The sequence below is a fragment of the Nocardioides lijunqiniae genome, from assembly GCF_015024225.1.
In the GTDB taxonomy this organism is placed as follows: Bacteria; Actinomycetota; Actinomycetes; order Propionibacteriales; family Nocardioidaceae; genus Nocardioides; species Nocardioides lijunqiniae.
Genome location: NZ_JACJGM010000019.1, coordinates 20,001 through 36,275, shown reverse-complemented (window position 1 = coordinate 36,275; position 16,275 = coordinate 20,001). Strand labels below are relative to the sequence as shown.

Annotated in this window: 18 protein-coding genes; 9 read left to right on the top strand and 9 right to left on the bottom strand. The window is 73.4% G+C overall.

Annotated elements, in window-relative coordinates:
* Nucleotides 1–3: 3 nt before the first annotated feature.
* The 3 genes from IRQ30_RS12815 to IRQ30_RS12805 form a co-directional block, all read right to left on the bottom strand.
* On the bottom strand, nt 4–240 hold the full coding sequence (locus tag IRQ30_RS12815) for a biotin/lipoyl-binding carrier protein (RefSeq protein ID WP_193609792.1): 237 nt from the start codon (nt 238–240) through the stop codon (nt 4–6).
* A 71-nt stretch (nt 241–311) separates the two neighbouring features.
* The gene (locus IRQ30_RS12810) at nt 312–1,352 is read right to left on the bottom strand and encodes a hypothetical protein (protein WP_193613224.1); all 1,041 of its coding nucleotides are present in this window, start codon (nt 1,350–1,352) and stop codon (nt 312–314) included.
* 11 nt (nt 1,353–1,363) lie between these two features.
* Entirely contained in the window at nt 1,364–2,143 is a 780-nt protein-coding gene (locus IRQ30_RS12805; RefSeq protein WP_193613223.1) for a nitrilase-related carbon-nitrogen hydrolase, read from the bottom strand.
* Between the two features lie 58 nt (nt 2,144–2,201).
* Here IRQ30_RS12805 and mobA point away from each other — a divergent pair, with 58 nt between their 5' ends.
* From mobA to IRQ30_RS12790, 3 genes are read left to right on the top strand one after another with little or no spacing between them, the layout of a single operon-like run.
* Nucleotides 2,202–2,777, top strand: coding sequence for an NTP transferase domain-containing protein (gene mobA, locus IRQ30_RS12800; RefSeq protein WP_193613222.1), 576 nt, complete (start codon nt 2,202–2,204; stop codon nt 2,775–2,777).
* Between the two features lie 55 nt (nt 2,778–2,832).
* A complete protein-coding gene (locus tag IRQ30_RS12795; protein WP_193613221.1) occupies nt 2,833–3,156 on the top strand; it encodes a DUF6457 domain-containing protein in 324 nt (107 codons plus the stop codon).
* A gap of 13 nt (nt 3,157–3,169) precedes the next feature.
* Entirely contained in the window at nt 3,170–4,147 is a 978-nt protein-coding gene (locus IRQ30_RS12790; RefSeq protein ID WP_193613220.1) for an NAD(P)H-quinone oxidoreductase, read from the top strand.
* Nucleotides 4,148–4,165: 18 nt separating this feature from the next.
* Here IRQ30_RS12790 and IRQ30_RS12785 read toward each other — a convergent pair whose 3' ends face one another.
* Nucleotides 4,166–4,936 (bottom strand): hypothetical protein, encoded by a 771-nt coding sequence (locus IRQ30_RS12785; RefSeq protein WP_193613219.1) that lies wholly within the window; start codon nt 4,934–4,936, stop codon nt 4,166–4,168.
* A 130-nt stretch (nt 4,937–5,066) separates the two neighbouring features.
* Here IRQ30_RS12785 and IRQ30_RS12780 point away from each other — a divergent pair, with 130 nt between their 5' ends.
* Nucleotides 5,067–5,663 carry a bacterial proteasome activator family protein gene (locus IRQ30_RS12780; protein WP_193613218.1) on the top strand — a complete coding sequence of 199 codons (597 nt, stop codon included), beginning with the start codon at nt 5,067–5,069 and terminating at the stop codon, nt 5,661–5,663.
* A gap of 18 nt (nt 5,664–5,681) precedes the next feature.
* Here the strand turns inward: IRQ30_RS12780 and IRQ30_RS12775 are convergent, their stop codons facing one another.
* The 5 genes from IRQ30_RS12775 to serS are packed head-to-tail and all read right to left on the bottom strand — an operon-like array spanning nt 5,682 to nt 9,745.
* Nucleotides 5,682–6,335 carry a hypothetical protein gene (locus IRQ30_RS12775; RefSeq protein WP_193613217.1) on the bottom strand — a complete coding sequence of 218 codons (654 nt, stop codon included), beginning with the start codon at nt 6,333–6,335 and terminating at the stop codon, nt 5,682–5,684.
* 47 nt (nt 6,336–6,382) lie between these two features.
* A complete protein-coding gene (locus IRQ30_RS12770) occupies nt 6,383–7,174 on the bottom strand; it encodes an HAD-IIB family hydrolase (RefSeq protein ID WP_193613216.1) in 792 nt (263 codons plus the stop codon).
* On the bottom strand, nt 7,171–7,650 hold the full coding sequence (locus tag IRQ30_RS12765; protein WP_338089684.1) for a GNAT family N-acetyltransferase: 480 nt from the start codon (nt 7,648–7,650) through the stop codon (nt 7,171–7,173). The genes IRQ30_RS12770 and IRQ30_RS12765 overlap by 4 nt, the downstream gene beginning before the upstream one ends.
* On the bottom strand, nt 7,647–8,480 hold the full coding sequence (locus IRQ30_RS12760) for an HAD family hydrolase (protein WP_193613215.1): 834 nt from the start codon (nt 8,478–8,480) through the stop codon (nt 7,647–7,649). Before IRQ30_RS12760 ends, IRQ30_RS12765 begins: the two co-directional genes overlap by 4 nt.
* Nucleotides 8,477–9,745, bottom strand: a complete 1,269-nt coding sequence (gene serS / locus IRQ30_RS12755; protein ID WP_193613214.1) for a serine--tRNA ligase — start codon at nt 9,743–9,745, stop codon at nt 8,477–8,479. The genes IRQ30_RS12760 and serS overlap by 4 nt, the downstream gene beginning before the upstream one ends.
* Before the next feature lie 90 nt (nt 9,746–9,835).
* Between serS and IRQ30_RS12750 the strand changes: the two genes are divergently transcribed.
* From IRQ30_RS12750 to kdpC, 5 genes are all read left to right on the top strand, one after another.
* The gene (locus IRQ30_RS12750; protein WP_193613213.1) at nt 9,836–11,410 is read left to right on the top strand and encodes a YegS/Rv2252/BmrU family lipid kinase; all 1,575 of its coding nucleotides are present in this window, start codon (nt 9,836–9,838) and stop codon (nt 11,408–11,410) included.
* A 16-nt stretch (nt 11,411–11,426) separates the two neighbouring features.
* A complete protein-coding gene (locus IRQ30_RS12745; protein ID WP_193613212.1) occupies nt 11,427–11,810 on the top strand; it encodes a nuclear transport factor 2 family protein in 384 nt (127 codons plus the stop codon).
* 187 nt (nt 11,811–11,997) lie between these two features.
* Nucleotides 11,998–13,662, top strand: a complete 1,665-nt coding sequence (gene kdpA, locus IRQ30_RS12740) for a potassium-transporting ATPase subunit KdpA (RefSeq protein ID WP_193613211.1) — start codon at nt 11,998–12,000, stop codon at nt 13,660–13,662.
* A complete protein-coding gene (gene kdpB, locus IRQ30_RS12735; protein ID WP_193613210.1) occupies nt 13,659–15,650 on the top strand; it encodes a potassium-transporting ATPase subunit KdpB in 1,992 nt (663 codons plus the stop codon). Before kdpA ends, kdpB begins: the two co-directional genes overlap by 4 nt.
* Before the next feature lie 10 nt (nt 15,651–15,660).
* Complete coding sequence (gene kdpC, locus IRQ30_RS12730; protein WP_193613209.1) at nt 15,661–16,272, top strand: potassium-transporting ATPase subunit KdpC; 612 nt, start codon at nt 15,661–15,663, stop codon at nt 16,270–16,272.
* Nucleotides 16,273–16,275: the final 3 nt, after the last annotated feature.

The window sequence follows — 16,275 nt, the reverse complement described above, 5'->3', positions numbered from 1 at the left end:
CGGTCAGGCGTCGGGCGTGAGCTCGACGAGGACGTCGCCCTCCTGGACCACGTCGCCGGGGGCGACCCGCACGGCGCGGACCGTGCCGGAGATCTCGACCAGGACCGGGATCTCCATCTTCATCGACTCCAGCAGCACGACGGTGTCGCCGGGCGCCACGGCGTCGCCGGCGGCGACCGTCAGGGACAGCACGTTGGCCACCATCTCGGCGAGGATCTCGGTCACCTGTTCACGGGCCATGCCGGCACGCTAGCCGTTACCGACAGGTACGCCGCAGTCGGTCCCGGGTCGGCACCAGAGTCGGCACCGCCTCAGTAGAGCGCGCTGAAGCGGGCGGGCTCGGGCCGGATGGCCGCGGCCTCCTCGGCACGGCGGCTGCGGCGGCCGGCGGAGCCGGTGACGCGCAGGTCGACGCGGATCACCACGAAGCCGATCAGCAGGCCCACCACCAGCCCGTAGACCACCGAGAGGCCGCTCTCGCGCAGCGTGATCGCGGGGTTGGCCAGCGAGTTGGCCACCGCCGAGGTCGCGGCGACCCCGAAGGCGCAGACCCACCAGCCCTGGCGCCGGCGGGCGCGCATGTGGCAGCCCCAGGCCAGCGCCGGGATGCCGAGCACGGTCTCGATGGGGCGGGGGAAGGCGCCGAGGCTCTCCCGGCTCCAGCGCACGACGTCGAGGAGCGACTCGACGAGGCCGGGGGTCCCGTAGCGGCGCAGGAGCTCGGCGTAGAGCAGCGTGACTGCCAGGACCAGCATCCCGACGAGCACGATCGCGACCCCGCGACGGCCCAGGCCGTGCAGACCGGCGCCGAGCCGGTAGACGACCGCGAACGCCGCCACGAGCCCGAGGCCGAAGGTGGCGTACTCGAACTCCACGACCGTGATCGTGGGCTCGAAGCCCACGGTGGCCAGCGCGCCGATGCAGGCGATGACGATCGCGATCACGCACTCGCGCGCCGCCTCGACGAACCGGACGGCGGGCACGGTGGCCATCACCCCCAGCACCGACGAGACGACGCAGGTCATCACCGCGGCGCCGGTGCGCAGGTAGGCCTCGTCACTGACCAGGACCACCACGCCGAGCGCGATGGCCAGCGTGCCGTAGACGACCGGGCGGCCGCCCGTGCGCGCGGCGAGCGCCCACGAGTAGGCGCTGGCGATGACGACCGCGCCGATCCCGGGCACCCAGTCGGGTCCCACGGTGAGCACGCCGGCGACCAGCGCGGCGAGCCCGGCTCCCACCAGCGCGAGGAAGGCGCTGACCGGGACCCGGCTGTCGCCGATGCCGGCGACCCGTCCCCGCCAGCCGCTGCGCGGGTCGGGTTCGCGGCGACGAGCGGCGGACCTGGACACGGAGGAACAGGCTACAGACGGCGGTTGGACAGCGAGGGGTTGGTACGACGGGCCTGGTCGAGGGCCGTGCGCGTGAGGGTCGCCCGCAGGACGGCGGGACCGTCCGCGGCCTCGGCGAGCACGTCGCCCATCGGGTCGACGACCAGCGAGTGACCGCTGTAGCGCGGCCCGGGCTGCCCGGCGGCGGCCACGAACACGGTGTTCTCGATTGCACGGGCCCGCACCAGGGTGCGCCAGTGGTCGACCTTGCGCTCGCCGGCCACCCAGGCGGCGGGCACGACGAGCACCTCCGCCCCCCGGTCCACCAGCGCGCGGGCCAGCTCCGGGAAGCGCAGGTCGTAGCAGGTGAGCAGCCCCACCGAGAAGCCCGCCACGTCGACCACGGTGGGCTCGACCGGCCCGGCGAGCAGCCGGTCGGACTCGCGGTAGCCGAAGGAGTCGTAGAGGTGCACCTTGCGGTAGGCCGCCGTCGCGGCGCCCCGCACCAGCAGGGTGTTCCACGGCCGCGCCGGGTCCTGGCTGGCCTCGAACATGCCGGCGACCAGCGTGGTCCCGCGCTGGGCGGCCACCCGCTCGAGCTCCCGGGCGAACGGCCCGTCGACCGGCTCGGCGAAGGGACCCACGTCGGAGCCGGCCTCGCCGAAGTCGCGCGCGAACGCCTCGGGGAAGACGACGAGGTCGGCGTCCGCGGGGGTCGCCGGCTCGAGCCGGGCACGGTTGCCGACGGGGTCGAGGCCCGCGGCCTCCTGCACGAGGGCGACGCGCAGCTCGCCGGCGGTGGTGGAGGTCACCGCCCCAGACTGCCACGGTGGCCCGGCCCGGCGCGGTCCGCGGTGGGAGACTCCAGGGGTGGACGTGGACCCGGGGCTCGCCCCCTTCAGCGCGGTGATCCTCGCGGGCGGCCGCGCGGCCCGGCTCGGCGGCGTGGACAAGGCGTCGGTGGAGATCGCCGGGCGCACCCTGCTCGCCCACGCGCTCGACGCCCTCATCGACGCGACCGAGGTGGTCGTGGTCGGCGAGCCGGTCCCGACAGAGCGGCCCGTGACGTTCACCTTCGAGTCCCCGCGCTACGGCGGTCCGGTCGCCGCGCTGCTCACCGGGCGCGACGCCCTGCTGCACCGCACGGCGTACCTCGCGGTGCTGGCGGTCGACATGCCTCGCCTCGACGCGCGCACGTTCCGCCGGCTGCTCACGGCCGCCGCGGGCCACGGCGACGGGGCGGCGCTCGTCGACCCCGACGGCCGCCGTCAGCTCGCGCTCGTGCTCGACGTGGCGCGCCTCGACGCGGTCCGCCCGGGCCACGAGGAGCAGCACGACCTGCCGCTGCACCGGCTGCTGTCGGGACTGGACCTGGCCGAGGTCGCCGCCGTCGGCGAGGAGCACCGCGACGTCGACACCTGGGCGGACCTGCGCGACCTCTCGTGAGCCGACGCGCCGGAAGGGGGTTGCGGCCCCGCGCGTCTGTGGGGAGTCTGGGAGCGTGAACCTCCACGACTGGATCGACGAGCTCTGCGACGTGCTCGACGTCGAGACCGAGGTCGACGAAGGACTGCTCAGGGACCTCAGCGACATCGCCGTCGAGAACGTCGAGCGCACGGCCGGCCCCGTGACCTCCTACCTCCTCGGCTACGCCGCCGGCGCCCAGGGCGCCGACCCGGAGCGGGTCGAGCGGCTGGCCGCGCTGGCGCAGTCACTGGCCGAGGGCTGGGACCGCCCGGCGGGCTTCCGCGACCCCCTCGACGTCGACGAGCCCGTGCCCGACGACAGCGCGGTCGACCACTCCGACGAGCGTTTCGAGGCCTGACAGACTGGCTCGCATGCGCGCCGTGATCGCCGCCGAAGCCGGTGGCCCCGAGGTCCTGTCCGTCTCCGAGGTGCCCGACGTGGAGCCCGGCCCCGGCGAGATCGCGATCGCGGTCGCCGCGACCGCCGTCAACCGGGCTGACACGCTCCAGCGCCAGGGCTTCTACCCGCCGCCACCGGGGGCGTCCGAGATCATCGGGCTCGAGTGCAGCGGCACCGTCGCCGCGCTCGGCGAGGGCGTCGAGGGCTGGGCGGTCGGCGACGAGGTGTGCGCGCTGCTCGCCGGCGGCGGCTACGCCTCGCGCGTCGTCGTACCCGCCGGCCAGGTCATGCCCGTGCCCGAGGGCGTCGACCTGGTCACCGCCGCCGCGATCCCGGAGGTCGCCGCCACCGTGTGGTCCAACGTCTTCATGGTGGCCGGGCTGAAGCCGACCGAGACCTTCCTGGTCCACGGCGGCGCGGGCGGCATCGGCACCTTCGCCATCCAGCTCGCCGCCCAGCTCGGTGCCCGGGTGCTCACCACCGGCGGCACACCGGACAAGCTGGCCGCGTGCGCGGCGCTGGGCGCCGACGTGACGATCAACTACCGCGACCAGGACTTCGTCGAGGTCGTCAAGGAGGTCACCGACGGCGCCGGCGTGGACGTCATCCTCGACAACATGGGCGCCAAGTACCTCGGCCGCAACGTCGACGCGCTCGCCCTCGAGGGCCGCCTGGTCATCATCGGCATGCAGGGCGGCAGCAAGGGCGAGCTCGACATCGGCGCGCTGCTGCGCAAGCGCGGCGCCGTCGTCGCCACCTCGCTGCGCTCGCGGCCGGTCGGTGAGAAGGCCGCGATCTGCGCCGCGCTCGTCGAGCACGTCTGGCCGCTGGTCGCCGAGGGCCTGGTCCGCCCCGTGGTCCACGGCACGATGCCCCTCGAGGACGCCGCCGCCGCCCACGCGCTCATGGAGTCCGGCGAGCACACCGGCAAGATCGTGCTGACGGTCTGAGACCTACCCGGTGCCCGCCTAGCCCTCGACCCGGGGCAGCAGTCGGGTGAGCGCCGCGTTGTCGGCGTCCAGGGACACGACGCCGCGGCGCGCGGACCTCGCGGTCCAGGGGCCGTAGCGGTTGCTCCCGTAGATGAGGTCGCCCACCCTGGCGAACTGGTAGATGACGCTGAACGGCGTCGAGTCGGGCGCGGTGTAGGCGAAGGTGAGCGTCACGACCCCTTCGGCGGCGTTCGCCGCGTCGATCCTGTGGAAGACCTGCGCCGAGTAGGCCACCCCCGGCGCGTAGGCGTCGTCGAGGTCGTCACAGGCCGCCACCGCGCTGCGGAGCGAGCGCAGGGTCGACCGCGCACGTCGAGGGTCGGGATAGCGGAGGATCTCGCGGGTGAGACTGACCCGTCCGGAGGTGACGTAGGCCGAGAGCTTGTCGGCGTAGCCCGAGTCGAACAGCACCCCCTCCTGGCAGTGACCCTCGGGCATCGAGATGCCCCCGGCGCCGGGGTCGGGACCGTTGACCGCGCTCTCGCCGTAGGCCTCCGGCCAGCCGCGGTCGAGCGGGAAGTCACGGAGCGGGATCGACGCGCCGTCCTCCTCGCGGGCTGCCCGCACCCCCGCCTCACTCACCGACGACGAGGCGGCCGGTGTCGAGCCGGCGTCCCCGCCGTCGCGGATCACCACCGGGACGGCGACAGCGGCGGCGACGAGCAGGCCGGCACCCACCAGGGCCGGGGCGCGACGGACCGCTCCCCCTTCGGAGCGGCGGGTCGTGCTGGCGGGGCGAGAGCTCATGGGGGTTCCTCACGTCGGTGTCGCGCCTGTCCGAGGGGAGACTCCGCCCGGGCCGCGAAGGTTGTGACCAGGTGGCGGTGTCCTGCGGACCCGGCGAGCAGCCGCCCACCCGCCGCATAGGGTGGCCTGCATGAGCGAGCAGCCCGAGCAGGAGCAGCAGGTGGTCATCGTCGGTCCCGACGGGAAGCCGATCGGCACGCTGCCGGCGTCGGCGCTGGCCCAGGCCGGCGACGAGGACGGCGACGGGGACCACGACGGCGAGGGGTCCCGGCCGCTGACCGAGCTGGTGGAGCAGCCCGCGAAGGTCATGCGGATCGGCAGCATGATCCGTCAGCTGCTCGAGGAGGTGAAGTCCGCCCCGCTCGACGAGGCCAGCCGCAACCGCCTCAAGGACATCCACCAGGCCTCGATCAAGGAGCTGGAAGCGGGTCTCGCGCCCGAGCTGATCGAGGAGCTCGACCGGCTGACGCTGCCCTTCACCGACGAGGCCACGCCCTCCGACGGCGAGCTGCGGATCGCCCAGGCCCAGCTGGTCGGCTGGCTCGAGGGGCTCTTCCACGGCATCCAGACCGCGATGTACGCCCAGCAGATGGCCGCACGCGCCCAGTTCGAGGAGATGCGCCGCGCGCTGCCGGCCGGCATGGGCGGTCAGCCGCCGCAGGCCGCGGGGCCGCCGCAGCCGGACGAGGACCAGCGGCCGGGCAGCTCCGGCGGGATGTACCTCTAGGTCCTCTCGCGGGCCTCGTCAGAGGTCCTGGCCGCGGCGCGCGCGCAGCCACGACACCAGCACCAGCCCGAGCAGCCCCACCAGGGCCAGCGCGAGGCCGGGCGCGACCGCACGTCCGAACGCCGCCGGCTCGGCGGTGTCGACGTCGGTCAGCACCGCCGCGGGTGGGGGCGGGGGCGGCGTGACGGGGTCACCGCTGCCGAGGACCTCCTCCACCTGGGCGACGTAGGCGTCGGTCGCCAGCCGGGTGCCGGCGCAGCCGTCGTCGGCCCAGCTCTCGGCGGTGGTGCCGCTGGCGGCCTGCACCAGGAAGACGTAGCGCTCGCCGCTCACGAGACGGCCCAGCCCGCACGTCGGCCGGACCTGCGGGGTCGTCGTGACGACCTGCGCCGGCTCGTCGACGCGGCCCTTGTAGACGGTCTCGGCCTCGACCTGCTGGGTGAACACCCGCGCCGCGGCGCCGACCCCGGCCGACGGCGCGGGGGAGGGCCGCTCGACGGCGGTGACGGTGCCGACGAAGACCGCGTCGGCGGCCTTGATGCGCGACATCAGGGGCGTCGCGGCCTCGGCGCAGCTGCACGCGGCCTGGGCCGGGGCGGCGCCCACCGTGACGAAGCAGCCCACCACGAGCGCGGCGAGGAGCAGACGGCGTACGGAGGCGAGCACGGGCACCATCACAACAGATCGGTGGTCGCGCGCACCAGTCGAGGAACGCCCGCTCACAGGCCGAAGAGCTCCTCGAGCACCCGCGCCACGCCGTCCTCGTCGTTGCTCGGTGCGAGCCGTCCGGCGGCGGCGACCACGTCGGGGTGGGCGTTGGCCACGGCGAACGGCGTGCCGGCCCACCGCAGCATCGGCAGGTCGTTGGGCATGTCCCCGAAGGCGACGACGTCGGCGGCGTCCACGCCGAGCTCGGCGGCGACCCGGGCGAGGGTGGCCGCCTTGGTGACGCCGGGCGCGCTGATCTCCAGGAGGTGGTCGACCGACCACGTGGCGATCGCCGCCTCGCCCACGGCGCCGACGACCCCGCGGCGCAGCTCGTCCGGGTCCGCGTCGAGGTCGCGCACCAGCAGCTTGACGGCGGGGGCGGTCCACAGCTCGGCGAGCGGGCCGCGCGCGGTCTCCTCCCCCGTGCCCTCGACGTCGACGTAGCGCTCGTCCACCCGGAGGCCGTCGACGGACTCGATGGCGAACGTCGCCGACGGCAGCGCCGCGGCGATGGCGTCGACCACGGCGAGGCCGGCCGCGGGCTCCAGGCCGCGGACCTCGCGCACGGCGCGGTTCGTGACGTCGTAGAGGATCGCGCCGTTGGAGACGATCGCCAGTCCGTGGGCGCCGACCATCGGCCACAGCTCGTCCATCCAGCGCAGGGGCCGGGCGGTGACGAAGACCACCGGCACGCCGCGGGCGTCGAGGTCGGCCAGCACCCGCGCCGAGCGCGGGGAGACGGTGCCGTCGGTGCGCACCAGCGTGCCGTCCAGGTCGGTCGCGACCAGGTGCGGCGTGCTCACGGCTGGGGCCTGGCCATGACCAGGTTGCCGTCCTCGTCGCTCCCGCGCAGCTGGGTGAAGCCGCACTTCGCCAGGACCCGCATGCTGGCGCGGTTGTGCGGCTCGACCGCCGCCCGCAGCCGGACGCCGACCCCGTCCACCTCGGCGGCCAGCGCGCGCAGGGCCTCCGTGGCGACGCCGGCTCCCCGCGCCGCCTCGACCAGCCCGTAGCCGACCTCGGTCTCGCCGTCGACGGGAGGGCCGTAGCAGCCGATGCTGCCGACGGCCTGCACTCCGAGCACGACGTGCCGCGGCCCCCAGCTGTCACCCGCGCGCAGCATCCCGGCGGCGTCCACGTCGTCGGGTCGCGGGTAGTCGGGGTGCCAGCGGTCCTGGTGCCGCCCGGCCCGCATGTCGGCGGCGTCCGCCGGCGTCATGAGCACCAGCCGGAGCCGCTCGGAGCGGATCATCGCCGGCAGGACCGGCTGGTCGCTCACGCGAAGTGCCGGTCGATCTCGGTGGCGGCGCCGTCCTCGAAGACCGAGTCGGTCACGGCGTCGGCGACGTCGATGACCTCCTGCACGGCCTGCCCCATCGCGACGCCGCGCCCGGCCCACTGGAGCATCTCGATGTCGTTGCGGCCGTCGCCGATGGCCAGCACGTCGGCGCTGGTGAGGCCGAGCTCGCCGGCGACGTACTCGAGCCCGGAGGCCTTGGAGACGCCGACCGGGGAGAGGTCCAGCCAGGCGGTCCAGCCGACGACGTAGTTGGTGCCGTGGAGGCCCAGCTCGGAGGCCATCGCGACGAACTCGTCGGCGCTCGACTCGGGGTCGCGGATGATCACCCGGCTGACCGGGCCCGCCACCAGCTCGTCGACGGGCGTGACGATCATGTCGCCGGACAGCTCACCGTCGGGAAACGGCGTGGAGACGCGGTAGCCGACGCCGCGCTCCTCGACCGCCACGATGGCGCTCGGCTGGCGCTCGAGGACCGCCTTGACCGCGGGCCCGGCGTCGAAGGTCTCCTCGCGGACGACCTCGAAGGGCGGGTAGCGGAAGATCACCGCCCCGTTGCTCGCGACGATCCACACCCGCTCCTCGTCCTGTCCGCGCAGGTCGAGCAGGTCGGCGATCGGCGTCATGCCGTGCGGGGAGCGCCCGCTGGCGAGCACCACGTGGGCGCCCGCGTCGAGCGCGCGGTGCACGGCGTCGTAGACCGCGGGCTCGATCTGCTCGTAGGTCATGCCGGCGCCCTCGACCCACTTGAGGAGGGTGCCGTCGATGTCCAGGGCGACGATGCCGGGACGCCAGCCGTCGGGAGTTCTCATGCGACGACCGGCGTCAGGACCTCGCGGCCGCCGAGGAACGGCTGCAGCGCCTTCGGGACCCGCACCGAGCCGTCGGCCTGCTGGTGGGTCTCGAGGATGGCGACGATGGTGCGGGTGATCGCGCACAGCGTGCCGTTGAGCGTCGAGATCGCCTTGACCTCCTCGCCGAAGCGGCCGCGGGTGTCGAGGCGGCGGGTCTGGAACTCCGTGCAGTTGGAGGTCGACGTGAGCTCGCGGTAGCGGCCCTGGGTCGGGATCCACGCCTCGCAGTCGAACTTGCGCTGCGCCGAGAGGCCCAGGTCGCCGGCGGCGACGTCGATGACCTGGTAGGCGAGCTCGAGCTTGTCGAGGAAGGCCTTCTCGATCTCGAGCAGCCGCCGGTGCTCGGCGTAGGAGTCCTCGGTCGTGGAGTAGACGAACATCTCGACCTTGTCGAACCAGTGGACCCGGATGATCCCCTTGGTGTCCTTGCCGTGCGAGCCGGCCTCCTTGCGGAAGCAGGGGCTGAACGCGGCGTAGCGCAGCGGGAGCGAGGCGCCGTCGAGGATCTCGTCGGAGTGGTACGCCGCCATCGGCACCTCCGAGGTGCCTACGAGGTACATGTCCTGGCCCTCGATGCGGTAGACGTCGTCGGCGGCCTGGCCGAGGAAGCCGGTGCCGTCCATCGCGCGCGGCTTGACCATCGACGGGGCGATGACCTGGGTGAAGCCGAAGTCACGGGCCGTCTCGTTGGCGAGGTTGATCAGCGCGAACTCCAGCTCGGCGCCGACGCCGGTGAGGAAGTAGAAGCGCGAGCCCGACACCTTGGCGCCGCGCTCGAGGTCGATGGCGCCGAGCAGGCGGCCGAGCTCGATGTGGTCACGGGGCTCGAAGTCGAACTCCGCCGGCGTGCCAACGGTCTCCAGCACCACGTAGTCGTCCTCGCCACCGGCGGGGACGTCGTCCTCGGCGAGGTTGGGGATCGAGAGCAGCGCCTGCTGCCACTCCTCCTCGGCGGCGCTCTGCGCGGCCTCGGCCTCCTTGACCTCGGCGGAGAGGGTCTTGGTCTGGGCCAGGAGGGCCTGCTTCTCGTCGCCCTGCGCCTGGGGGATCAGCTTTCCCAGTCTCTTCTGCTCGCCGCGCTTGGCCTCGAAGCCCACGATCGCGGCCCGGCGGGCGGTGTCGGCGGAGAGCGCCCGGTCGACCACCTCGTCGGACAGCCCGCGCTTGGCCTGGGCGGCTCGGACGCGGTCGGGGTCGTCTCGGAGGATCCGTGGGTCGATCATGACCTCAGGCTATCGGGGCAACGTGGCGCAGCTCATCCGAGTTGCCCCTGGTCGGCCGCGACGGCGACCCCGTCGCCCATACTGATTGCCGTGCTCGACCGAACCCGCGCCTTCCTGCTCAGCTGGAGCGTGCTGTGCCTCGCCGTCCTCGCGGTGCTCGCCGTGGCGGTCGTGCAGGGCTGGGCCGGGCTGACCTCGTTCGACGACCGCGGCAACACGGTCCGTGGCTGGGCCGTCGACGACGCGACGCTGCGCCACGTGCTGCGCGGCGTGGAGCTGGTGTTCGGCACGATCGCGATGACGGCCTACACGGCCGTCCTGGCGGTCGTGATGTTCGTGAAGGGCCACCGGCGCGCGGCGTACTACACGGTCGCAGTGATGGCCACGACGTCGGTCGCGACCACGCTCATCAAGCTCGCGGTCGGCCGCGACCGGCCGGAGTGGCAGGAGTCGCAGTGGCTCCTGAGCAACAACGCGTTCCCCTCGGGTCACGCCTCCTCGGTCGCCGCGCTGGGCGGGGTCGTGGTCGTCCTCGCGACGATGCTGCTGCGCCGACCCAACATCCGGCGGCTGATCGGGCTCCTGGTGGCCGCGGTCGTCGTCGCCGTCTGCCTGGACCGGGTGCTGCTCGGCCGCCACTTCCCCACCGACGTGATCGGCGGGGTGCTGCTCGGCGCCGGGGTCGTCCTGCTGGGCCTGGTCGTCCTCAACCCGCTCCCCCGCAGCCACGCCCAGCGGATCGAGCCGCTGGTGGAGGTGCTGCCCCCCGGCCGGAAGCTGGCGGTCGTGCTGAACCCGATCAAGGTCGAGGACGTCGGCCAGTTCCAGTCGATCGTCGACGGCATGGCCGTCGAGGCCGGCTGGTCAACGCCGTCGTGGCACCTCACGACCGTCGAGGACTCCGGCACCGGCCAGGCCGAGCGGGCCTCCGTCGAGGGCGCCGGGCTGGTCATCGTGTGCGGCGGCGACGGCACGGTCCGCGAGGTCTGCGCCGAGCTCGCCGGCACCGGCATCCCGGTCGGCATCGTGCCCGCCGGCACCGGCAACCTGCTCGCCCGCAACCTCGACATCCCCCTCTACATCCGCGCCGCCATCGACATCGCCCTCACCGGCCAGGACCGCGCCATCGACATGGTCAAGGTGACCGGCGACCACCTCGAGGACAGCCACTTCATGGTGATGGCCGGCATGGGGTTCGACGCCGCGATCATGGAGGGCGTCAACGAGGACCTCAAGAAGCGCGTCGGCTGGGTCGCCTACGTCGTCTCGGGGCTCAAGTCGCTGATGTTCCCCGCCGTGAAGGTCGACATCAGCGTCGACGGCGCCGAGGCCACCACCCACCGCGCGCGCACGATCGTCGTGGGCAACGTCGGCTTCCTGCAGGCGGGGATGCCGCTGCTGCCCGACGCCTCCATCGACGACGGCGTCCTCGACGTCGTGATCCTGCACCCGCGCCACTTCCTGTCCTGGATCCCGCTCGCCGTGCGGGTCCTGTCGCGCGGCGCCCGCACCGACGACACGATCAACCGCATGACCGGCCAGCGGATCTCGATCCGGGCCCACACCGACACCCCGCGCCAGCTCGACGGCGACTCCGTCGGCTCCGGCCGCACCCTCGACATGGAGTGCATCCACGGCCGGCTCCTCGTCCGCGTCCCACGTTGAAGTTGAAGGAGAGCGCATGACGACTCCCGCCCCCGTGGAGGCCTGGCACCGCGTGGCCGCCTCGCGTGACCCCGCCGGCCTCGACGACCTGCTCGCCGACGACGTGGTGTTCCGCTCGCCGGCGGTGCACACCCCGCAGGAGGGCAAGGCGATCACCACGGCGTACCTCGCGGCGGCGTTCGTCGTGCTCGGCCCGGGCCTGCGCTACGTCGACGAGTGGTACGGCGAGGGCAGCGCGGTGCTGGAGTTCGAGTCGTTCGTCGACGGGCTCACCGTGCACGGGGTCGACATGCTGCGCTGGGGCGACGACGGCCGGCTCACGTCGTTCACGGTCATGGTCCGCCCGATGAAGGGCCTGCAGGCCCTGGTCGCGGCCATGGGCGCGGAGCTCACCCGCTGACGGATTCGCTGGGGGATTGCGTCAACAACTGACCTCGCACCGTCAAGGAACCGTCAAGGACGTACGGCGCCCGGTCGCGGCGGGTCTGTAGTGGAGGCGTGCCCGATCTCCTCTACCTCCTCCTGACCCTGGTCCTCTTCGCTCTCGCCGTGCTCCTGGTCGGCCTGATCGACCGGAGGCTCGACCGATGAGCGACGTCCTCCCCGCGATCGGGCAGGTCCTGCTGCTCGTCGCCGCGCTGGCAGCCGCCGTGCCGCTCCTCGGCCGCCACCTCGCCCACCTCTACACCTCGCCCCGGCACCTGCGGGTGGAGAGCGCCGCCTACCGGGTGCTGCGCGTCGACCCCGACGCCGACCAGCACTGGCGCACCTACACGGCCTCGCTGCTGGGCTTCTCGATGGTGAGCGTCCTCGCGCTCTTCGGCCTGGGCCGGCTCCAGCAGCACCTGCCGCTCTCGCTGGGCTTCGCGCCCCTGCCCTCCGACGGCGCCTGGAACACCGCGGTGTCCTTCGTGACCAACACGAACTGGCAGTGGTACTCCGGTGAGGTCACCGTCGGCCACCTGATGCAGATGTCGGGCCTGTCGGTGCAGAACTTCGTCTCGGCCGCCGTCGGCATGGCCGCGGCCGCGGCGTTCGCCCGGGGCCTGGCCCGCTCCCAGCGCGACGGCCGCGTCGGCAACTTCTGGTCCGACCTGGTGCGCGGCGTCCTGCGGGTGCTGCTGCCCGGCGCGGTGGTCTCGGCCCTGCTGCTGGTGGCCCTCGGGGCGATCCAGAACCTCACCGGCACCTCGCCGGTCCGCACGCTGACCGGCGGGACCCAGCAGGTGACGGGCGGCCCGGTCGCCAGCCAGGAGGCCATCAAGCAGCTCGGCACCAACGGCGGCGGCTTCTACAACGTCAACTCCGCCCACCCCTTCGAGAACCCGACGCCCCTGTCCAACCTGCTCGAGATCTTCCTGATGCTGGTCATCCCCTTCGCCATGGCGTGGGCCTTCGGCCTGATCGTCCGCGACCGCCGCCAGGGCATCGCGGTCCTCAGCGTCATGGCGCTGCTGCTGGGCGTCTCGATCGCGCTGCTGACCTGGTCGGAGATGGCCGGGCCCGGCACGGCCCCGCACGCCGCAGGAGCCGCCATGGAGGGCAAGGAGGTCCGCTACGGCGAGGCCGGCTCGGCGCTCTTCGGGGCGGTCACGACCGGCACCTCGACCGGCGCGGTCAACTCCATGCACGACTCGCTGACCGCACCCGGCGGCGGCGTCGCGATGTTCAACATGATGCTCGGCGAGATCGCTCCCGGCGGCACCGGCTCGGGCCTCTACGGCATGCTGATGCTCGCCGTCGTCACGGTGTTCCTGTGCGGCCTGATGGTCGGGCGGACGCCGGAGTACCTCGGCAAGAAGATCGGGCAGCGCGAGATCGTGCTGGTCGCCCTCTACGTGCTGACCACGCCGATCCTGGTCCTGACCGGCGCCGCGATCGCGCTCACCGCGAGCGACGGGCTCGCGGGACTGCAGGAGAGCGGCCCGCACGGACTCTCCGAGGCCCTGTACGCCGTCACGTCGGCGTCCAACAACAACGGCAGCGCGTTCGGCGGACTCACCTCGGGCACGCCGTTCTGGAACACGCTGCTGGGGGTCCTGATGCTCGTCGGGCGCTTCCTGCCGATGATCTTCGTCCTCGCCCTCGCCGGGCGCTTCGCCTCGCAGCGTCAGCTGCCGCCCAGCGCCGGCACCCTGCCCACCCACCGGCCGCTCTTCGTGGCCCTCCTCTCCGGCGTCGCCCTGGTCGTGGTCGGTCTGACCTACGTGCCCGTGCTCGCCCTCGGCCCGATCGTGGAGTCCCTGTCGTGAACGCGTCATCCCTGTCCGAGGCGCTCCCGGGCGCCCTCCGCAAGCTCGACCCCCGTGCCCTGCTGGCCACCCCGGTCCTCCTCGTCGTCGAGGTGGGCGCCCTGGCCACCACCGTCATGGCGGTCCTCGACCCGACCACCCTCTCGGTCCTGGTGACCGTCTGGCTGTGGCTCACCGTGCTGTTCGGCACCCTGGCCGAGTCGGTCGCCGAGGGCCGCGGCAAGGCGCAGGCCGCCAGTCTGCGGGCGCTGCAGCAGGAGTCCACCGCCCGCCGCCTGCGCCCCGACGGCACCGAGGAGGCCGTGCCCAGCACCGCGCTCCGCGCCGGCGACCGGGTCGTCGTGGGGGCCGGCGAGCGGATCCCCGGCGACGGCGACGTCGTCGAGGGCGTCGCCTCGGTCGACGAGTCGGCCGTGACCGGCGAGTCGGCCCCCGTCATCCGCGAGTCCGGCGGCGACCGCAGCGCCGTCACCGGCGGCACCGTCGTCCTGTCGGACCGGATCGTCGTCCGGATCACCTCCGAGCCCGGCCAGTCGTTCGTCGACCGGATGATCGCCCTGGTCGAGGGCTCCGAGCGCCAGCGCACCCCCAACGAGCTCGCCCTCAACGTGCTGCTCACCGCACTCACCGTGGTCTTCGTGGTGGTCTGCGCGACGCTCTACCCGATCGCCGACCAGGCCGGCGCGCACCAGTCGCTGATCGTCCTGACGGCACTCCTGGTCTGCCTGATCCCGACCACCATCGGGGCGCTGCTGTCGGCCATCGGCATCGCCGGCATGGACCGGCTCGTGCGCCGCAACGTGCTCGCCATGTCCGGTCGCGCGGTCGAGGCGGCCGGCGACGTCGACGTGCTGCTGCTCGACAAGACCGGCACCATCACCTACGGCAACCGCCAGGCCTCGGAGCTGCTGGCGATCACCGGCGTCGCCCGCGAGGACCTCGTCGACGCCGCACTCCTGTCCTCGCTCGCCGACGAGACCCCCGAGGGCCGCAGCATCGTGGCCCTGATCGGCGAGGGCCGCCCGGTCCCGGCCGGCGCCACGCTGGTGGAGTTCTCCGCCACCACCCGGATGAGCGGCCTGGACGCCGACGGCCGCCGGGTCCGCAAGGGCGCCGCGTCCGCCGCCGTCCAGTGGGTGCGCGACTTCGGCGGCCAGGCCTCGGCCGAGCTCGACGAGCTCGTCGACCGGGTCAGCTCGTCGGGCGGCACCCCGCTGGTCGTCGCCGAGCAGCGCGGCGACGGCCCGGCCCGGCTGCTGGGCGTCATCCACCTCAAGGACGTCGTCAAGGAGGGCATCCGCGAGCGCTTCGCCGACCTGCGCGCCATGGGCATCCGCACCGTGATGATCACCGGCGACAACGCCGTGACCGCGAAGGCGATCGCCGCGGAGGCCGGGGTCGACGACGTGCTGGCCGAGGCCACGCCCGAGGACAAGCTGGCCCTGATCCGCCAGGAGCAGGAGGGCGGCCGGATGGTCGCCATGTGCGGCGACGGCACGAACGACGCCCCCGCCCTGGCCCAGGCCGACGTCGGCGTCGCGATGAACACCGGCACGACCGCGGCCAAGGAGGCCGGCAACATGGTCGACCTGGACTCCGACCCGACCAAGCTCCTCGACATCGTCGAGATCGGCAAGCAGCTGCTCATCACCCGCGGCGCGCTGACGACGTTCTCGGTCGCCAACGACGTGGCGAAGTACTTCGCGATCCTGCCGGCGATGTTCGTGGTCGCCTTCCCGCAGCTCGACGTGCTGAACGTGATGCGGCTCAGCAGCCCGGAGTCGGCCATCGTCTCGGCGGTCGTCTTCAACGCCCTCGTCATCGTCGCGCTGATCCCGCTGGCCCTGCGCGGCGTGAGCTACCAGCCCTCGTCGGCGACCGCCCTGCTGCGCCGCAACCTGCTCCTCTACGGCGTCGGCGGGCTCGTCGCGCCGTTCGTCGGCATCAAGCTGCTCGACCTCGTCATCTCGCTCATCCCCGGACTCTGAGGACATCGCCATGAAAGACCTGCACACGCTCTTCCGCACCAGCCTCGCCGGGCTCCGCGTGCTGGTGCTGATGACCCTGGTCCTCGGCATCGCCTACCCCCTGGCGATCACCGGGATCGCCCAGGCCACGATGCCGTGGCAGGCCGACGGCTCGCTGGTCACCGCCGACGGCGCCCACACCACCGACCGCGACGAGGCCGTGGGGTCCGCCCTGATCGGCCAGGTCGTCGACGACGAGCGGCTCTTCCAGCCCCGTCCCTCGGCCGCGGGCGACGGCTACGACATGCTCGGCACCTACGGCTCCAACCTCGGCCCGACCAGCCCCGAGCTGGTCGCCGCCATCGAGGAGCGAAAGGCCGAGGTAGCCGAGCGCGAGGGCGTCGACCCCGCGGACGTGCCTGCGGACGCGGTCACCGCGTCGGCGTCCGGGCTGGACCCGCACATCTCGAGGGCGTACGCCGCCCTCCAGGTGCCGCGCGTGGCCCGGCTGACGGGGCTGGAGGAGGACGAGGTGCGCGCGCTGGTCGAGGAGCACACCGACGGGCGCACGCTCGGCGTCCTCGGCGAGCCGCACGTCAACGTGCTGACGCTCGACGCCGCCGTGCTCGCCGCACTGGGATAGTGG